Genomic DNA, 15859 nt, shown 5'->3' on the forward strand with positions numbered 1-15859 from the left:
ATGGCTTCCAAGACGATACCAAGCAAGTACAAGCCCGGCACCCGCAGCTACACCATGTCCCGCATCAGGGGCAAGGAGACCTCCATCGAGCGCCAGGTCCGGTCCTACCTCTTCGCCCGCGGACTTCGTTTCCGCAAGAACGACAAGAGGTACCCGGGCCACCCCGATGTGGTCCTGCCCAAATGGAGGGCCATGGTCTTCGTCAACGGTTGCTTCTGGCACATGCATGAGGGCTGTGCCAAATTCTCCATTCCCAAGTCCAACGTCGAATTCTGGACCACCAAGCTGACAAGGAATCGTCAGCGTGACCTGGAGCAGGGTCGCAAACTGCGTGCCATGGGGTGGAGGGTCTTCACGGTCTGGGAGTGCCAGCTGGATGCCGCCCACAGCAAGAAGACCCTGAACGACCTGTATGAAGCCCTCACCGACCCCGGTCGAATCGGGGAGACCGACGAGGCGGACGATCCCAACAAAGGAGTCAAGGATGAGTAGATTGAACGGCAAACGTCAGGAAGCCGAGCAGAAGGGGATTCGCGTCAAAGTGGCCATTCTCGGGGCCGGGCGGATAGCCCACTCCCTGGCGAAGACCCTGGTCATGATGACCATGGACGAGCGGTACAGCCACCTGATAGCCCCCTATGCAGTGGCCGCCAGGAGCGGCGAGCGCGCCAGGGCCTTCGCGGCCCAGTACGGATTCGAGCGCTCCTACGGCTCGTATCAGGAGCTTCTGGAGGATTCCGATGTGGATCTGGTCTACATCGCCACCCCCCACAACCTGCATGCCGAACAGGCCATAGCCTGCATGAAGGCCGGCAAGAACGTGCTGGTCGAAAAGTCATTCACAGCCAACGCATCACAGGCCAGGCAGGTCCTGAAGACCTCACGGGAGACCGGGCTCCTCTGCACCGAGGCCATCTGGACCAGGTACATGCCCTCACGCTCGATCATCGACCAGGTCGTGGCCTCGGGAGACCTGGGTACCGTGCAGACGGTAACCGGAAACCTCGGCTATGTAACCACCGGCAAGGCCAGGATGACGGACCCCGCCCTGGCCGGCGGCGCCCTCCTGGATGTGGGTGTCTACCCGCTCAACTTCATCGACATGGTCATGGGGCCCAAGCCCATCGAGCGAATCAGCACGGATTGGGTCCGCAGTCCCGAGGGGGTCGACAGCCAGAATTCCATGACCCTGTTCTACCGGGATGGGTCCATGGGGGCCGCGACCAGTTCCATGGTCTCCGACAGCGACCGGTTCGGTTCCGTCTGGGGAAGCAGGGGGTACCTCATGTGCGGAAACATCAACAACGTGGAATCCCTGGACCTCTATAATTCCGACCACAGGCTGACACGCAGCTACCCCATCCCCGCCCAGCTGACCGGATATGAATATGAGGTGGCCAGCTCAGCGGAAGCCATCCTGGACGGAAAGACCGAGTGCCCGGAGATGCCCCACCAGGACACCCTGCGCATCATGGAGCTGATGGATTCCATTCGCCACCAGTGGGGACTTGTCTATCCCTTCGAGGCCTGACCAACCTCCGGGGCGGGGTCACTCACTTGATGCGGCGGCACTGCCCTCCCCCCTCAACCAGATAGGCCTTCCTGGCCAGACCGGTCATCAGGGCATCGAAACCGCTGCCGTTGCGGAAGAAATCAATCACGGTGCCCCTCCCCGACCATCTCAAGGAAGTGAACGGGGCTTGCCCGGGCCGAAGTCGAGGTGTCCGACCTCCAAGGTCCCCTGGTCAAGGGTGGATCCGATGCACCCGCCCACACCCAGGCGCCGGCAGGCCTCTCCAACAGGAAGGTCAAAACCTGCCGGCAGCACGACGTCGTCCTCCCGGGGCCGGTACCGATCCATGACCCTGTGCATGTTCCGATCCCAGAATTCCCCGACCAGCCCGTCCATATCAAAACCGGGTCCGGAGGTCAACCGGCGCATGGCCCGTCCAGTTCTTCCTGGGCCGTCCTTCCCGACCTGTACCTGAGCGCGAAATACATGGCGGTGGGCGCAGAACCCGGCCAGGCCGCCATACCGGTACAGGGTGAGGAAGCGGAAGTCGGGCAGGCTCTCACCATCGTGAAGGTCACGTCGGAATCCAGTACCCGCATACCGACGTTTCCGCTCCCGTCCGCAAAACGAAGCGAACCATATCGTGGAGTAATGACAGCAAAGAAACCAAGATCACCGATGCTGTCAAAAGACGGGAAATCGGCTCCCCCCATACGAATACCCGCCTTATCACACGAGGCCAAATGATTAGGCCGCTTTGCAATCAATTGAATATTGCAATTTTGGTTCCATGATATGTACTATGGTTCCTGGTTCTGCTTGTTCCCACATGAAACAAGGGGCATGCCCGGGCAGGTGCGGAACACGAAGGGGAGCATGAAATCTATGCCGGTTTGATGCTCGCATTGGCTAGGGAAAGGCAACGGAACGATGCTCAAGAAAAAGCAATACCATAACCTCAGCGGTTGCATTGCCGGCATTTACAGGCATTCCAAGAACGATATCAACAGGTATGTCATGGACAACGGCATCAGGGGGACGCAAAGCGACCTGATCATGTATCTCTATGACCACCCGGGACTGAGCCAACGGCAGATTGCCCGTGATCTTAGCGTGGACCCCAGCCTGCTCGCCCGGGACCTGAAGACTCTGACCGACCAGGGTCTGGTGAGCCGCGAACAGAATCCCGCCGACCGCAGAGTCAACATCATCGCCCTGACCCGTGAGGGAGCCGATATGGCCCGGGACAGGATCAAGGCCATCAACAACTGGTGGGTCGAACTCTTCGAGCAGAATCCCCAGATCGACCCACAGGGCTTCCACGATGAACTACGTTGCGTGTACAACCGGCTTCTGGCTACAGATGTCTGATATTTCCCTGGTCTGATCAATGGCTGTGCCCCGATTCCTTTCCGGGTCGGGGCACAGCCATACCCGTTGCACCGGTTGAGGAACATGATGGTCAGGTGCCTGGAGGGAAACGGCCCACGCATGAGCCGACCAGCATGGTGAAGAGCCGTGCCGCATGCAGATTCCGTTGCTTTCCTTTACCCCTCATGGGATTCGTCCGGTGAATCACCGGCTTGGTCCAGTATCCGTCTGATGGCCGCCAGGCGGGGCCCCAACTGGTGCTCGTATCCGCGATCGTTGGGGTGGTAATACCGCCGCCCGACCAGGCCGTCCGGCATGTACTGCTGGGGTGCCACGGCCCCCGGGGCATCATGGGCATACTGGTAACCCTCGTGGTTGCCCCACTGCTTCATCAGCTTGGTGGGAGCGTTGCGCAGGTGGAGGGGAACCGGACCTGTCCTGCCTGCATCCACATCGGCCAGGGCCTCATTGATGGCCATATAGCTGGCGTTGGATTTGGGGGCCGTGGCGACCGCTATGACAGCCTCAGCCAGAATGAGCCGGGCCTCGGGCATCCCCACCATGGCCACGGCCTGGGCCGCCGCCACCGTTACCTGCAGGACCTCCGGGGAGGCCATACCGACCTCCTCGGCCGAGGCGATCATGATCCTCCTGGCGATGAAGCGGGGGTCCTCCCCCGCCCTGATCATCCTGGCCAGGTAGTGCAGGGCCGCGTCAACATCCGACCCCCGCATGGATTTGATGAATGCCGAGGCCACGTCGTAGTGGTCATCGCCCTTCTTGTCGTATCTGACCGTCGCCACGTCCATGACCGAGGAGACCACGTCCGCGGTGATGACCGGGCGGCGGGCACTTTTGGCCCGGGTCTTGCCCTCGGTGACGGCACCAGCCGCCGCCTCCAGGATGGTCAGGGACCGGCGCGCGTCCCCTCCGGCGAAGCGGACGATCTGGTCCAAGGCCGCAGGATCAAGTCGAACCTGATCCTTGAGTCCCCGCTCGTCCTTCAGGGCCCGTTCAATCAGGGTCCTGATGTCCTCCTCATCCAGGGCCTCCAACTTCACCACCACGGATCGGGAAAGCAGGGGGGAGATGACCGAAAAACTGGGGTTCTCGGTCGTGGCGGCGATCAGGGTCACGTCACGGTTCTCCACACTGGGCAGGAGGGCATCCTGCTGGGACTTGGAGAACCGGTGGACCTCGTCGATGAAGAGAACCGTCTCCTGACCCCGGCTTACCAGGCGGTCCCGGGCCTGGGCGATGACGTCGCGCACCTCACGGACCCCGGAGGTGACGGCTGAGAGCTCCTCGAAATGCCGACCTGACTGACCGGCGACGATGTAGGCCAGGGTGGTCTTGCCTACACCGGGAGGCCCGAAGAGGATGATCGAGCTTGGGGCGGTCAGCCTGTTGACCGGATCCGCCTGGGCCAGTCGTTCCAGGGGCGTGCCCGGGGCGATGACCTTGTCCTGCCCGACCACCTGGTCAAGCTTGGTGGGGCGCATCCTGACGGCCAGGGGCAGGGTATGGTCCTGTGGCGGATCCGCCACCTGGAACAGATCATCTACCATGAAAGTCCTCCTTGTACACTGACCGCATCCAAGCACCGATACTGCCCTCCAGCATAGGACGGGCCGCAGGCAGACCGACGAGAACCGGGGACGGTATGGACGAACAACAAGACTCATCGCCTTACGCGAATTCAACGGTTCGTAACCATCGGCGAGTACAGTATTGTTCGACTTCACAGGCGGGACCAATGCCTTGATGCGACTTGTGTCGTGCCCGGACCCCTATACCGGGTGGACCATGCTGTGAGACACGTCTTGAAACGCACGGTTTCGTATCCATGCCCCCGATGGGGCAAGAACAGACAGGAAGGGATGCACGTGATGCCTCTGAGGAAAGTTCTAGGCGGGACCCAGAGCCTGTCCAGGTGGGTTGCGGCCCTTCTGGCCCTGCTCCTGGGCATGGCCGCCCTGGCGGGGACCGTGGTGACCACCGGGGCGCCGGCTCAGGCCTCCACCATCTCCCGAGCGGTTAAGGGAAAGACCTTCAGAATCGCCACAGATACCACCTTTGCCCCCTTCGAGTTCCGCGACACGACAGGCGAACTGGTCGGCATCGATATGGATCTGATCCAGCAGATCGCCAAGACCGAAGGATTCAAGGTTGAAATCCAGTCCCTGGGCTTCAATGCCGCCCTCCAGGCCCTGACCTCCAAGCAGGCCGATGCCGTCATAGCCGGTATGACCATCACCGAGGACCGCAAGCAGGTCTATGACTTCACGGACCCATATTTCGATTCCGGGGTCCAGATGGCCATCGCCAAGGACAATGAAGAGATCAAGGGGTACAAGGATCTCAAGGGCGCAATCGTCGCCGTCAAGACGGGCAGCGAGGGCGAGGCCTTCGCCAAGAGGAACGCGTCCAAGTACGGGTACACGGTCAAGGCCGTCGACCAGTCCTCGACCATGTACGAGATGGTCAAGTCCGGCAACGCCCAGGCTGTCATCGACGACTACCCCGTCCTGGCCTATGGCATCACCCAGGGCAACGGGCTCAAGACCGTCACCGCGAAGGTCAGGGGCGGTTCCTACGGGGTGGCCGTCAACAAGGGGCAGAACCAGGACTTCGTGGCTGCCTTCAACGAGGGCCTGGCCAAGATGAAGACCGACGGCACTTACAACAAACTTCTCAAGAAGTACCTGGGCGGGCAGGGGACCACCGGAAAGGGGGCGGCGGCACACAAGCTCAGCTTCTTCGGTCTGGTCCGTCAATCCTTCCCCGCTCTGATGCTGGGTCTGAAGAACACCCTGCTGATTACGGCCATGGCCTTCGTCATTGCTCTCCTGATCGGCATCATCCTCGGCCTCTGGCGGGTCAGCCCCAACAGGATACTCTCCTGGGTCGCCAGGATCTACGTGGCCATCTTCCGAGGCACACCCGTCCTGGTCTGGGCTTTCTTCTTCTACCTGGGCGTTCCCCAGCTGATCGGCCATAAGATCAGCATCTGGCTGGCCGGTGCCCTGACCCTCTCCCTGAACTCCGGAGCCTACCTGGTCGAAATCGTCCGGGGGGCCATCCAATCGGTCGACACCGGGCAGATGGAGGGAGCACGGTCCCTGGGCCTCACCCGCCGGATGGCCCTGCGCAGGGTGATTCTCCCCCAGGCCGTCCGCATCGCGACTCCGTCCATCATCAACCAGCTGGTCATCATGCTCAAGGATTCCTCGCTCCTGCTGGCCATCGGCTTCGGCGAACTGCTCTACCAGGCCCAGCAGATCTATGCGGCCAACTTCCGCGTGACCGAAACCCTCTTCATGGTGGGTGTCATCTATTTCGTGGCCATCACCCTGCTGACATGGCTGGCCAATATTCTCGATAAAAGGATGAATCGATGAACCAGACACTGAACCGGACCAAGAGCGAACTCGAGGATTCCGCGATGGACACCAGCCGACTGACCCAGCGCATCCGTCAGACCCAGCAGAGCGACGAGCAGGGACAGACCGGGGTGGCCATCATGATCAAGGACCTACACAAACGCTACGGCGATACCGAGGTGCTCAAGGGCATCGATATGGAGGTCAAATCGGGTGAGGTCATTTCGATCATCGGCCCCTCGGGTGCCGGCAAATCCACCCTTCTGCGGTGCATCAACGCCCTGGAACGGCCGAGTTCCGGCTCGGTCACCGTCTACGGAATGGACCTTTCCGACCCGAAGACCAATATCGACAAGGTCCGTGAACATGTGGGCATGGTCTTCCAGCACTTCAACCTCTTCCCCAACATGAGCGTGGCCGAGAACATCATGCTGGCCCCGCGCATGCTCCACAAGACCCCCAAGGAGGATGCCTACCAGCAGGCCCTGGACCTTCTGGAGATCGTCGGACTCAAGGAGAAGGCGGACGTACGCCCCACCGACCTTTCGGGCGGTCAGCAACAGCGTGTTGCCATCGCCCGGGCCTTGGCCATGAATCCCGCCGTCATGCTCTTCGACGAGGCCACGTCGGCCCTGGACCCGGAGATGGTGGGCGACGTGCTGGAGGTCATTCGGTCCCTGGCCGAGGGCGGTATGACCATGATCCTGGTCACCCACGAGATGGGATTCGCCAGGGAGGTCTCCTCCCGGGTGATCTTCACGGACGCCGGAGTGATCGAGGAGGAAGGGACACCCGAACAGATCTTCGGCACCCCCCAAAGCCCCAGGCTCCGGTCCTTCCTCTCCAAGGTCCTCTAGGAGACGGATTCCCTGGCCCGAAAAGCACCGTGTGGAAACAAGTCTACTACAGACGCAGGGGTCCCTGTCTTCGGATTGCGTAACCGAAGACAGGGACCCTTGCGTCTGCCGGTTCAGATGTCCAGGATATCTTCGATGGGACCGACCTTGTAGGCGCTGAAGACCACCTGACCGCTGTCCTGGGTGGCATCCAGGTCGACGACACCGACAATCCCCCAGTCGTGGTCCCCCTCCATGTCGTCGAAGATCTGACGGACCTTCCAGGTATGGTCTTTCGACTCCCCCTTCTGGTCGATGCTGAAGTAGTCGGCGGACCGGGCCTGGGCATCGGTCCGTATCCCCTCGTGGTCCTCGTAGAGGTCATCCAGGGTATCCTGCCAGGCCCGTAGGCCATACCCCCAGTCGCCATCCAACTCGGCCAGGCGTTCGGGCCTGTCATAGGCCACCAGCTCCACCCGTTGGAACATGGCATTGCGGACCAGGACGATCAGCCCACGCCGGTCCCTGACCACCTGATCGGCCTGACTGGGCGGTGCGGCGTCCAGGCCGGTCCTCTCCCCTGAATCCGTAACACCTGCGGCCTCCCACTCGTCGACCAGGCTGGAATCGACCGAGCGGACAATCAACCCGAGCCAGGAGACGATGTCGTCCAGGCGGTCGTCCAGGTACTCCTCGGGAACCGTCCTGTCCAAGGCCCGGTAGGCGTCCGAAAGATAGCGCAGGAGGGTCCCCTCCGACCGGGAGATGCCATAGCGTGATATGTACCCGTTGAAGTCCGAGGCCGTCTCGACCATGTCGCGCAGGACGGACTTGGGGTGGATCTCATAGTCATTGGCCCAAGGAACATCCTTCCGATAGTGGTCGAAGGCCTGGGTCAGCATCTCCTCCAAGGGCTTGGGGTAGGTCACCTCCTGGAGACGCTCCATCCTGTCCTCGTATTCCAGCCCCTCCTCCTTCATCTCCTGGATGGCCGCATCGCGGGCCCGGCGCTGCTGGGCCTTGAGGATCTGCCTGGGGTCCTCCAGGGTGGCCTCGACCAGGGAGATCAGGTCCATATCGTATGAGGGGTCCTCCGGATCCAGGAGCTCCAGGGCCGCCAGGAGGAAGGGCGAAAGCGGCTGGTCCAGGGCGAAATCCTCGGGCAGGTCGACAGTGGTGTAATAATTCAGCCCACCATCGGGGTTCCGCTCGGTCTCGATGACATCGGAGTCGGTCAGGGTCTGAAATATCTCATCGGCCCTGTCTTGGAGGTCCTCCTTCTGCTGGGGGGTCTGGCGGGAATCCTCGATCAGATCATCCACACGGGCCCGGGCGTCGCCACCCTGGTCCACCTCGTTCAGGACCATGGAATGGGTGATTTTCAAGTGGGGGGTCAGGGTCTCGGGACTGGCATGGATCAGCTTGTCGAAGGTCCCCTCACTCCACGTGACAAACCCTTCCTTGGGTTTCTTCTTCTTGATCCGCTTCAGCTTCCTGGGGTCATTGCCCGCCTTGGCCACGGCCCTGGCGTTCTCGATTTCGTATTCGGGGGCCTCTGCCACCACCAGGCCCTGGGTATCGAAGCCCATCCGACCCGCACGACCGGCGATCTGATGGAACTCCCTGGCCCGGAGCCTGCGCATCTTGAACCCGTCGAACTTGGTCAGCCCGGTCAGGAGGACCGTATGGATGGGAACATTGATACCCACCCCCAGGGTATCGGTACCACAAATGACCGGCAGGAGCCCCTCCTGGGCCAGCCGCTCGACCAGGCGACGATACCGGGGCAACATGCCGGCGTGATGAATGCCGACACCGGTCCGCAACAGTCTCTGCAGGATCTTGCCAAAGGCCGTGGTGAACCGGGTCCCAGCCATGGCCTCCTTGATCCGGTCACGTTGCTGCCGGTCCGAGACCCCGGTGGCCGACAGGGCCTGGGCCGTCTCCAGAGCGGCATCCTGGGAGAAGTGGACTATGTAGACCGGGGTGTCCTGTTCCTCCATCAGGGATTCGACCGTGGCGGGCAGGGGGGTTTCGACGTACTCATAGGACAGGGGTACGGGCCGCGGCGCATCGGAAACGATGTCCACATCCACTCCGGTCTTCCTCTCCAGATCCTCGGCGATCTGGCTCACATCGCCCAGGGTGGCGGACATGAGCAGGAACTGGGTGTCGGGAAGTGTCAGGAGGGGCACTTGCCAGGCCCAGCCCCGATCCGGGTCCCCGTAATAGTGGAATTCGTCCATGGCCACACAGCCGATATTTGCCTGCCGCCCCTCGCGCAGGGCCTGATTGGCCAGGATCTCAGCCGTGCAGCAGATGACCGGTGCATCCGTATTGATATGGGTGTCCCCGGTAACCATCCCCACCCGGTCACGCCCCAACACCTTGGCCAGGTCGAAGAATTTCTCCGATACCAGGGCCTTGATGGGGGCCGTGTAGTAGGAGCGCCTGCCGGTGCAGAGGGCGATGAAATGCATGGCCAGGGCCACCATGGACTTGCCCGACCCGGTCGGCGTGGACAGGATGACATGATTGCCCGACACCAGGGAGAGGACGGCATCCTCCTGGTGGGGCCAGGGGGTGATGCCACTCGACTCGACCCACTGGAAGAAGCGCCCATAGATGTCATCATCGGTCAGGTTGCGCGGCTCCCCCATGCCCGGGACCAGGTCGCCCAAGGAGACGGGTTCGGCACCCCCTCCGATCGTCGAGGTCTCCCCCGGTTCGGATGAGGCGGGTTGGGTGCTTGCTGACACAGACATGTCCTCCAGTCTATCCGCCGGCAACCACAAGAGAGGGCCTTTCATGGCCCCCCCCCCCCGACCTAGACCGGGAAACGACTGGTGCCGGGAACCTCACACAAACACGCCATCACTGGGTATTGATTGGGAACGAGGTACACGATATCGGGCTGCCGCATACAGAGGGCGCCCCCGCCAGGACAAGCCCGGTCATGACCGGCCTGCCGTATGCGGGGGCGCCGCGTTCGGGAACCTTCCTCAGGACTCCTTGTCCGGAGTGTCCGAAGAACCCTTGGAGTGGCCGTTCCCCTTCTTCTTCCCCTTGCCGCCCTTGACCTTATGCGGGGGGGAAGGCTTGAGGAATTCAGGGATATCCAGGCTCTTCGGGTCGACCAGCGTATCCGGCTGTGTCCTGTCATACCCCTGGATGTACCTGGTCTTCTTCCAATGCTTGATGGAGGCGTTGGAGCCGCGGTGGTGGGCGTGGTACTGCCTGGGGGCGCCACCGTACTTGTCCTCGTCAACCTCCTTGGCCACGGCGATCTGGTTGACATTCGACGGATCCATGATGGCCAGGGGGGCCACAGGCTCCACGAAGTCGGCCGGGGCCGCCGTCCGCTCCTGCATCTTCTTGGGCAGCCACCTGGCGAAGTGCGAGAGAAGGAAGCAAACGAGGAAGTAGATCACGGCCGCTACGACCAGGGTCTGGAGAATGTTGAAATACATGGATCCCAGGCGCCGTGACTCCTGGAGGAGGTCGGTATACATGATGATGGAGCCCAGGGCCGTATCCTTGAGGACCACGACCAGCTGGGTCACGGCCGCCGGCAGCATGGCGTAGACCGCCTGGGGCACCTCAATCTGCATCAGGGACTGGGTCCTGGTCAGTCCAAGGGCCAGGGAGGCCTCACGCTGTCCATTGGGGAGATTGCCCACACCAGAGCGGATCAGCTCGGCCACGACCGAACCGTTGTACAGGATCAGTCCCAGGACCACGGCCCAGTAGGAGGCCTCGCTGACACCCGAGAAGGCGAACCAGCGCCAGAAGAAGATCATCAGCATCAGCACGGGCACGGCCCTGCAGAATTCGACGATCACCCCGGAAACCGTCCGGAGGATGAGATTTGGCAGGAGACGCCCGATGCCGAAGATGAAACCGAAGAGGACGGACCCGATCACCGCCAGCACCGAGGCCTTGATGGTCAGCCACAGGCCCGGCAGGTAAAAGTCCGACCAGGCCTCGTAATCCAGGGCGGGCTTCCAGAGCTCCCAACTGAGCTGGTTCTCCCCATCCGGCGGATTGTGCAGGCGCATCAGGATCATGAGGATGACCAGGGCGAAGATCACCGCCGCAATCAGGTTGGCGATGCGGATGGTGCGACGACCCTTGGGACCGGGCTGGTCGAAGAGGAGCGAACTTTCGTTTGTCTGTGCCATCCGGGTCACCTCCTCACAGCGAGCTTGTTGGACAGGAAGGTGGTCAGGGCCCCGATGGGCAGAACCAGGATCACATACCCCAGGGCGAAGATCAGGAAGATGGCCACGATGGAATTGGCATGGTACTCGATCATCTCGCTCATCAGGGAGGAGCTCTCAGTGGCCACCGAGGCGGCCGCGGCCACCGTCGAATTCTTCAGGAGGGCGATGAAGGTGTTGCCCAGGGGGGCCACCGATCCGCGGAAGGCCTGGGGCAGGATGATTTCGGAGGCCGACTGGATGAAGCTCAGCCCCAGGGCCCTGGCGGCCTCGGCCTGACCCAGGGGAACCGTGTTGATGCCCGAACGCAAGGACTCACAGACGAAGGCCGCCGTGTAGAGGGAAAGCCCCACAACGGCCAACCAGAAGAAGTTGACCGAGAAGACGGTCGAGAAGCTCAACTTGAGCTGGGCGAAGACCCCCAGAACCATGAAGACCATGATGATGGTCAGAGGCATGTTCTGGAAGAATTCCACATATGTCCTGCCGAAGACCCTCATGGAGGAGATCGGAGAGATGCGCATGACAACCAGAATGACACCCAGAATCAGCGAGAAGAGGGCGGACCAGAGGGTCAGCTGGATGTTGACCCAGAAAGCGCCCGGGATATTGTACTCGGAGAACAGTTGGAGCACGGAACCCATGATCACTCCCCTTCCTGAGGCTTGGGCGGATTGTACCGGGGATCTGGTCTGTAGTGGGTTCCCCTGGTGTTGTTGTCCAGGGCGCGCTGCCAGGAGCCGTTGGCCTCCATATCGGCCAGGGCCGCGTTGATCTTCTTTGCCAGGGCCTTGTCGCCCTTCTTGATGCCCACCCCATAGCGTTCCTGGGTGAAGGGCTTGCCGACCAGTCTGAGACGCCCACGGGAGGCGGAGGCCAGACCGGCCAGGATGATGTCGTCGGTGGTCACGGCATCGACGATCCCCGAGAAAAGGGCCGTGGCGCATTCGGCATACCCCGGCTGCTCCATGAGCTGGACCTCGCTGGCGAACTTCTGCTTGACGGTGACGGCCGAAGTGGAACCGGTCACCGAGCAGAGGCGTTTCCCGTTCAGGTCCTCCGGTCCGTTGATCTGGTGATCATCGGTCCTGACCATCAGGTCCTGGCCGGCCACGATGTATGGTCCGGCGAAGCTGACGGCCTTCTTGCGTTCATCGGTGATCGAGTAGGTGGCCACAATCATGTCCACATCGCCGTTCTGGAGCATGGCCTCACGCTGTTTGGATGGGGCCTCCTTCCAGATGATGTCATCCTCCGAGTACCCCAGCTTGTTGGCCACGTAGGTGGCCACATCCACATCAAAGCCCACGTAGGTGCCGGACTTCTTGAATCCCAGACCGGGCTGGTCGAACTTGATCCCTATACGAATCTTTCCGGCCTCCTTGTCTGACCCGCAGGCCGTCAGGGAGAAGAGACAGGCCAGGGCGCACAGGAAGGCCGTCAGGTTGCGGAAGAACCGCCTGGCATGAATCCCCGTTCCTTGCATTGTGTCTTTCATTCAACGTTCTTTCTATGACTGTTCAAAGTCTTGCCGCCACCAGAATCAATGGGTCAGAATCTTGGAGAGGAAGTCCTGGGCACGTTTGGTCTTGGCATGGTCGAAGAACCCATCCGGGGTGTCCTCCTCCAGGATGCGCCCATCGGCCATGAACACGATCCTGTTGGCGGCCCTGCGGGCAAAGCCCATCTCGTGTGTGACGCAGATCATGGTCATACCTTCCTGGGCCAACTGGATCATGACATCCAGGACCTCGTTGACCATCTCAGGATCCAGGGCCGAGGTCGGCTCGTCGAAGAGCATGATCTTGGGCTTCATGGCCAGGGCGCGGGCGATGGCCACACGCTGCTGTTGACCGCCTGAGAGCTGGGAGGGCATCTTGGAGGCCTGCGACTCCACACCCACCCTGGCCAGGAGATCCATGGCCAGGTCCTCGGCATCCTTCTTGTCCATGTGGCGCACCTTGATCGGAGCCAGGGTCATGTTCTCCAGTATGGTCTTGTTGGCGAAGAGGTTGAAGGACTGGAAGACCATGCCCACCTCGGCCCTCAGGTTGGCCAGGTCCCGGCCTTCCTGGGGCAGGGGCTCACCATCGATCCTGATGACGCCGGAGTCTATGGATTCCAGCCTGTTGATGGTCCGACACATGGTCGACTTCCCGGAGCCGGAAGGCCCGACCACCACCAGGACCTCCCCCATGTTGACCCGCAGGTTGATGTCCTTGAGGACATGGAGGGAGCCGAAGTGCTTTTCGACATGCGACAGTTCCACCAGGGGCCTGGTGGCTGTTGTTGCTGCTGAGGCGCCCCTATCAGTACGACTTGCGTCGATGGGCGTGGTTCTTGTCTCGGTTTCACTCATAGACGGCAGTGTACCCAAGGATTGTTAGCTGGCAGATAACGGAACGGATTCCAAATCCACGGGAGGTTCAGGGGTGCGCGAAAGCGCCGGAAAGTCGCCAAAATCTCCAGGGGGTCAGAGACGGGAGAAACTGTCTCACATAGTGGGCGCAACCAGGCACTGAAACCTGAAATCCTCCCCGCACATCGCATTGCATGGACTCCTCAGCGGCACACGAAAAGGCCGCCATGACCTGCCCATGGGACTCGAGAAGACCGACACAGAGCATAGCCGACCATCAGATCCGGGGACCGAGACCACCGTGGAACATCACAGACAAGAACGGGAGGACCGAACCTGGCGGTCCTCCCCTGCAAGGAATACGGCTATCAGTCGGCCTTGCCCACTTCATCAGGATCGTAGTCGACGCCGGTCTCCGCACGCTGATCATCGGAGATCGGAGCCGGGGCACCGGTCATCGGATCCTGACCGCCACCTGACTTGGGGAAGGCGATGACATCGCGGATGGAATCGACGCCCGCCAGGATCTGAGCGGTCCGGTCCCATCCGAAGGCGATGCCGGCGTGGGGAGGTGCTCCATACTTGAAGGCCTCCAGTAGGAACCCGAACTTCTCCTGGGCTTCTTCCTGCCCGATGCCCAGCACCTTCAGAACCCTGTCCTGGATGTCGTCCCGGTGGATACGGACGGAACCACCGCCGATCTCCTCGCCGTTGCAGACGATGTCATAGGAATCGCTCATGGCATGCTCAGGGTCCTGGTCGAAGGTGTCAATCCAGTCGGCGGAGGGCATGGTGAAGGGGTGGTGCATGGATGTCCACTTGGAGTGGCCAACGGCCACATCGTCGTCCTCCGGGTCATCGGTGGGCTTGAAGAGCGGGAAGTCCACGACCCATGCCAGGGCGAACTCATCAGGCTTGAGGAGACCCTGGCGGCGGGCGATCTCCACCCTGGCCGCACCCAGAAGGGTCTGCGAGACCTCACGCCGCCCGGCGGCGAAGAAGACGGCATCCCCGTCTTCGGCATGAACGGCCGCCTTGAGACCCTCACGCTCCCGGTCGGAGAGGTTCTTGGCCACGGGGCCCTTGAGGACACCATCCGTGGAGAACTGAACGTATGCCAGACCCTTGGCCCCACGCTGCCGGGCCCATTCCTGCCAGGCGTCGAACTGCCTGCGTGGCAGGTCCGCGGCCCCCTTGTAGACCACGGCACCCACGTAGGGGGCCTGGAAAACCCTGAAGGGGGTGTCCTTGAAGTAGTCGGTCAGTTCCACGATCTGGTTGCCGAAACGGAGATCGGGCTTGTCGGAACCGTACTTATCCATGGCGTCATGCCATGAGATGCGCTGGATGGGGAGCCTGACCTCGAACCCGGCGGCCTTCCAGACGGCGGCGATGACCTGTTCGGCCATGGCCATGACGTCCTCCTGGGAGGCGAAGCTCATCTCGATGTCCAGCTGGGTGAACTCGGGCTGGCGGTCGGCGCGGAAGTCCTCGTCACGGTAGCAACGGGCGATCTGATAGTAGCGCTCGAACCCACCGACCATAAGCAGCTGCTTGAGGAGCTGGGGCGACTGGGGCAGGGCGTACCAGGAGCCGGGCACCAGGCGGGCCGGAACCAGGAAGTCACGGGCGCCCTCAGGGGTGGACTTGATCAGGGTGGGTGTCTCGATCTCGCAGAAGTCCATGTCGTCCAGGGCTGCTCGTGCGGCCTTGTTCATCTTGGCCCGGAGACGGATCGCGTGCTGCATGGAGGGCCTGCGCAGGTCCAGGTACCGGTATTTGAGACGGACATCCTCGCCGGGCAGCCTGTTCTCCGACTCGTTCTCCAGGGCTGTGGAGACCTGGAAGGGCAGGGCGTCGGACCTGGAGAGGACCGTGATGGCATCGGCGACGATCTCGACGTGGCCTGTGGAGAGGTGCTCGTTGTCATTGCCCTCGGGCCTGGCCCTGACCTTCCCCCTGACCTGAATGACGAACTCACTACGCAGGGGGCGGGCAACCTCCTCGTCGTAGATGACGATCTGAACCAGACCGGAACGATCCCTCAGATCGATGAAGGCCACGCCGCCGTGATCGCGACGACGATCCACCCAACCGGCGACCGTGACCTCCTCGCCGATCCTGGCCTCGGTGACCTCCGTGGCGTAGCTGGTTCTGTAAGCCGAATGGCCCATGCT

The 15859-nt window shown here is 61.8% G+C and carries 12 protein-coding genes; 5 read left to right on the forward strand and 7 right to left on the reverse strand.

Annotated elements, in window-relative coordinates; all coding sequences use genetic code 11:
• The 3 genes from Q0K62_RS01175 (at window position 1) to Q0K62_RS01185 (ending at window position 2884) form a co-directional block, all read left to right on the forward strand.
• Window positions 1-492 (forward strand): very short patch repair endonuclease, encoded by a 492-nt coding sequence (locus Q0K62_RS01175; protein ID WP_297316152.1) that lies wholly within the window; start codon window positions 1-3, stop codon window positions 490-492.
• On the forward strand, window positions 485-1531 hold the full coding sequence (locus Q0K62_RS01180; protein ID WP_297316153.1) for a Gfo/Idh/MocA family oxidoreductase: 1047 nt from the start codon (window positions 485-487) through the stop codon (window positions 1529-1531). The genes Q0K62_RS01175 and Q0K62_RS01180 overlap by 8 nt, the downstream gene beginning before the upstream one ends.
• A 912-nt stretch (window positions 1532-2443) precedes the next feature.
• Window positions 2444-2884 (forward strand): MarR family transcriptional regulator, encoded by a 441-nt coding sequence (locus Q0K62_RS01185; protein ID WP_297316154.1) that lies wholly within the window; start codon window positions 2444-2446, stop codon window positions 2882-2884.
• Window positions 2885-3060: 176 nt separating this feature from the next.
• Here the strand turns inward: Q0K62_RS01185 and Q0K62_RS01190 are convergent, their stop codons facing one another.
• Window positions 3061-4452, reverse strand: a complete 1392-nt coding sequence (locus Q0K62_RS01190; protein ID WP_297316155.1) for a replication-associated recombination protein A — start codon at window positions 4450-4452, stop codon at window positions 3061-3063.
• 321 nt (window positions 4453-4773) lie between these two features.
• Here Q0K62_RS01190 and Q0K62_RS01195 point away from each other — a divergent pair, with 321 nt between their 5' ends.
• Entirely contained in the window at window positions 4774-6285 is a 1512-nt protein-coding gene (locus Q0K62_RS01195; RefSeq protein WP_297316156.1) for an amino acid ABC transporter substrate-binding protein/permease, read from the forward strand.
• 122 nt (window positions 6286-6407) lie between these two features.
• On the forward strand, window positions 6408-7124 hold the full coding sequence (locus Q0K62_RS01200) for an amino acid ABC transporter ATP-binding protein (RefSeq protein ID WP_297316178.1): 717 nt from the start codon (window positions 6408-6410) through the stop codon (window positions 7122-7124).
• 113 nt (window positions 7125-7237) lie between these two features.
• On the opposite strand, the gene Q0K62_RS01205 is transcribed toward Q0K62_RS01200, so the two are convergent.
• The 6 genes from Q0K62_RS01205 to aspS all read right to left on the reverse strand — a co-directional run bounded on the left by Q0K62_RS01205 (window position 7238) and on the right by aspS (window position 15856).
• On the reverse strand, window positions 7238-9763 hold the full coding sequence (locus Q0K62_RS01205) for a DEAD/DEAH box helicase (protein WP_297316179.1): 2526 nt from the start codon (window positions 9761-9763) through the stop codon (window positions 7238-7240).
• 342 nt (window positions 9764-10105) lie between these two features.
• Window positions 10106-11284 carry an amino acid ABC transporter permease gene (locus Q0K62_RS01210; RefSeq protein ID WP_297316157.1) on the reverse strand — a complete coding sequence of 393 codons (1179 nt, stop codon included), beginning with the start codon at window positions 11282-11284 and terminating at the stop codon, window positions 10106-10108.
• A gap of 5 nt (window positions 11285-11289) precedes the next feature.
• Window positions 11290-11967, reverse strand: coding sequence for an ABC transporter permease subunit (locus tag Q0K62_RS01215; RefSeq protein WP_297316158.1), 678 nt, complete (start codon window positions 11965-11967; stop codon window positions 11290-11292).
• A 2-nt stretch (window positions 11968-11969) separates the two neighbouring features.
• A complete protein-coding gene (locus Q0K62_RS01220) occupies window positions 11970-12809 on the reverse strand; it encodes a glutamate ABC transporter substrate-binding protein (protein WP_297316180.1) in 840 nt (279 codons plus the stop codon).
• A gap of 57 nt (window positions 12810-12866) precedes the next feature.
• Window positions 12867-13682 carry an amino acid ABC transporter ATP-binding protein gene (locus tag Q0K62_RS01225; RefSeq protein WP_297316159.1) on the reverse strand — a complete coding sequence of 272 codons (816 nt, stop codon included), beginning with the start codon at window positions 13680-13682 and terminating at the stop codon, window positions 12867-12869.
• A gap of 368 nt (window positions 13683-14050) precedes the next feature.
• A complete protein-coding gene (aspS, locus tag Q0K62_RS01230) occupies window positions 14051-15856 on the reverse strand; it encodes an aspartate--tRNA ligase (RefSeq protein WP_297316160.1) in 1806 nt (601 codons plus the stop codon).
• Window positions 15857-15859: the final 3 nt, after the last annotated feature.

Origin of the sequence: uncultured Bifidobacterium sp., from assembly GCF_945269915.1 — a bacterium.
Classification (GTDB): Bacteria; Actinomycetota; Actinomycetes; order Actinomycetales; family Bifidobacteriaceae; genus Bombiscardovia; species Bombiscardovia indica.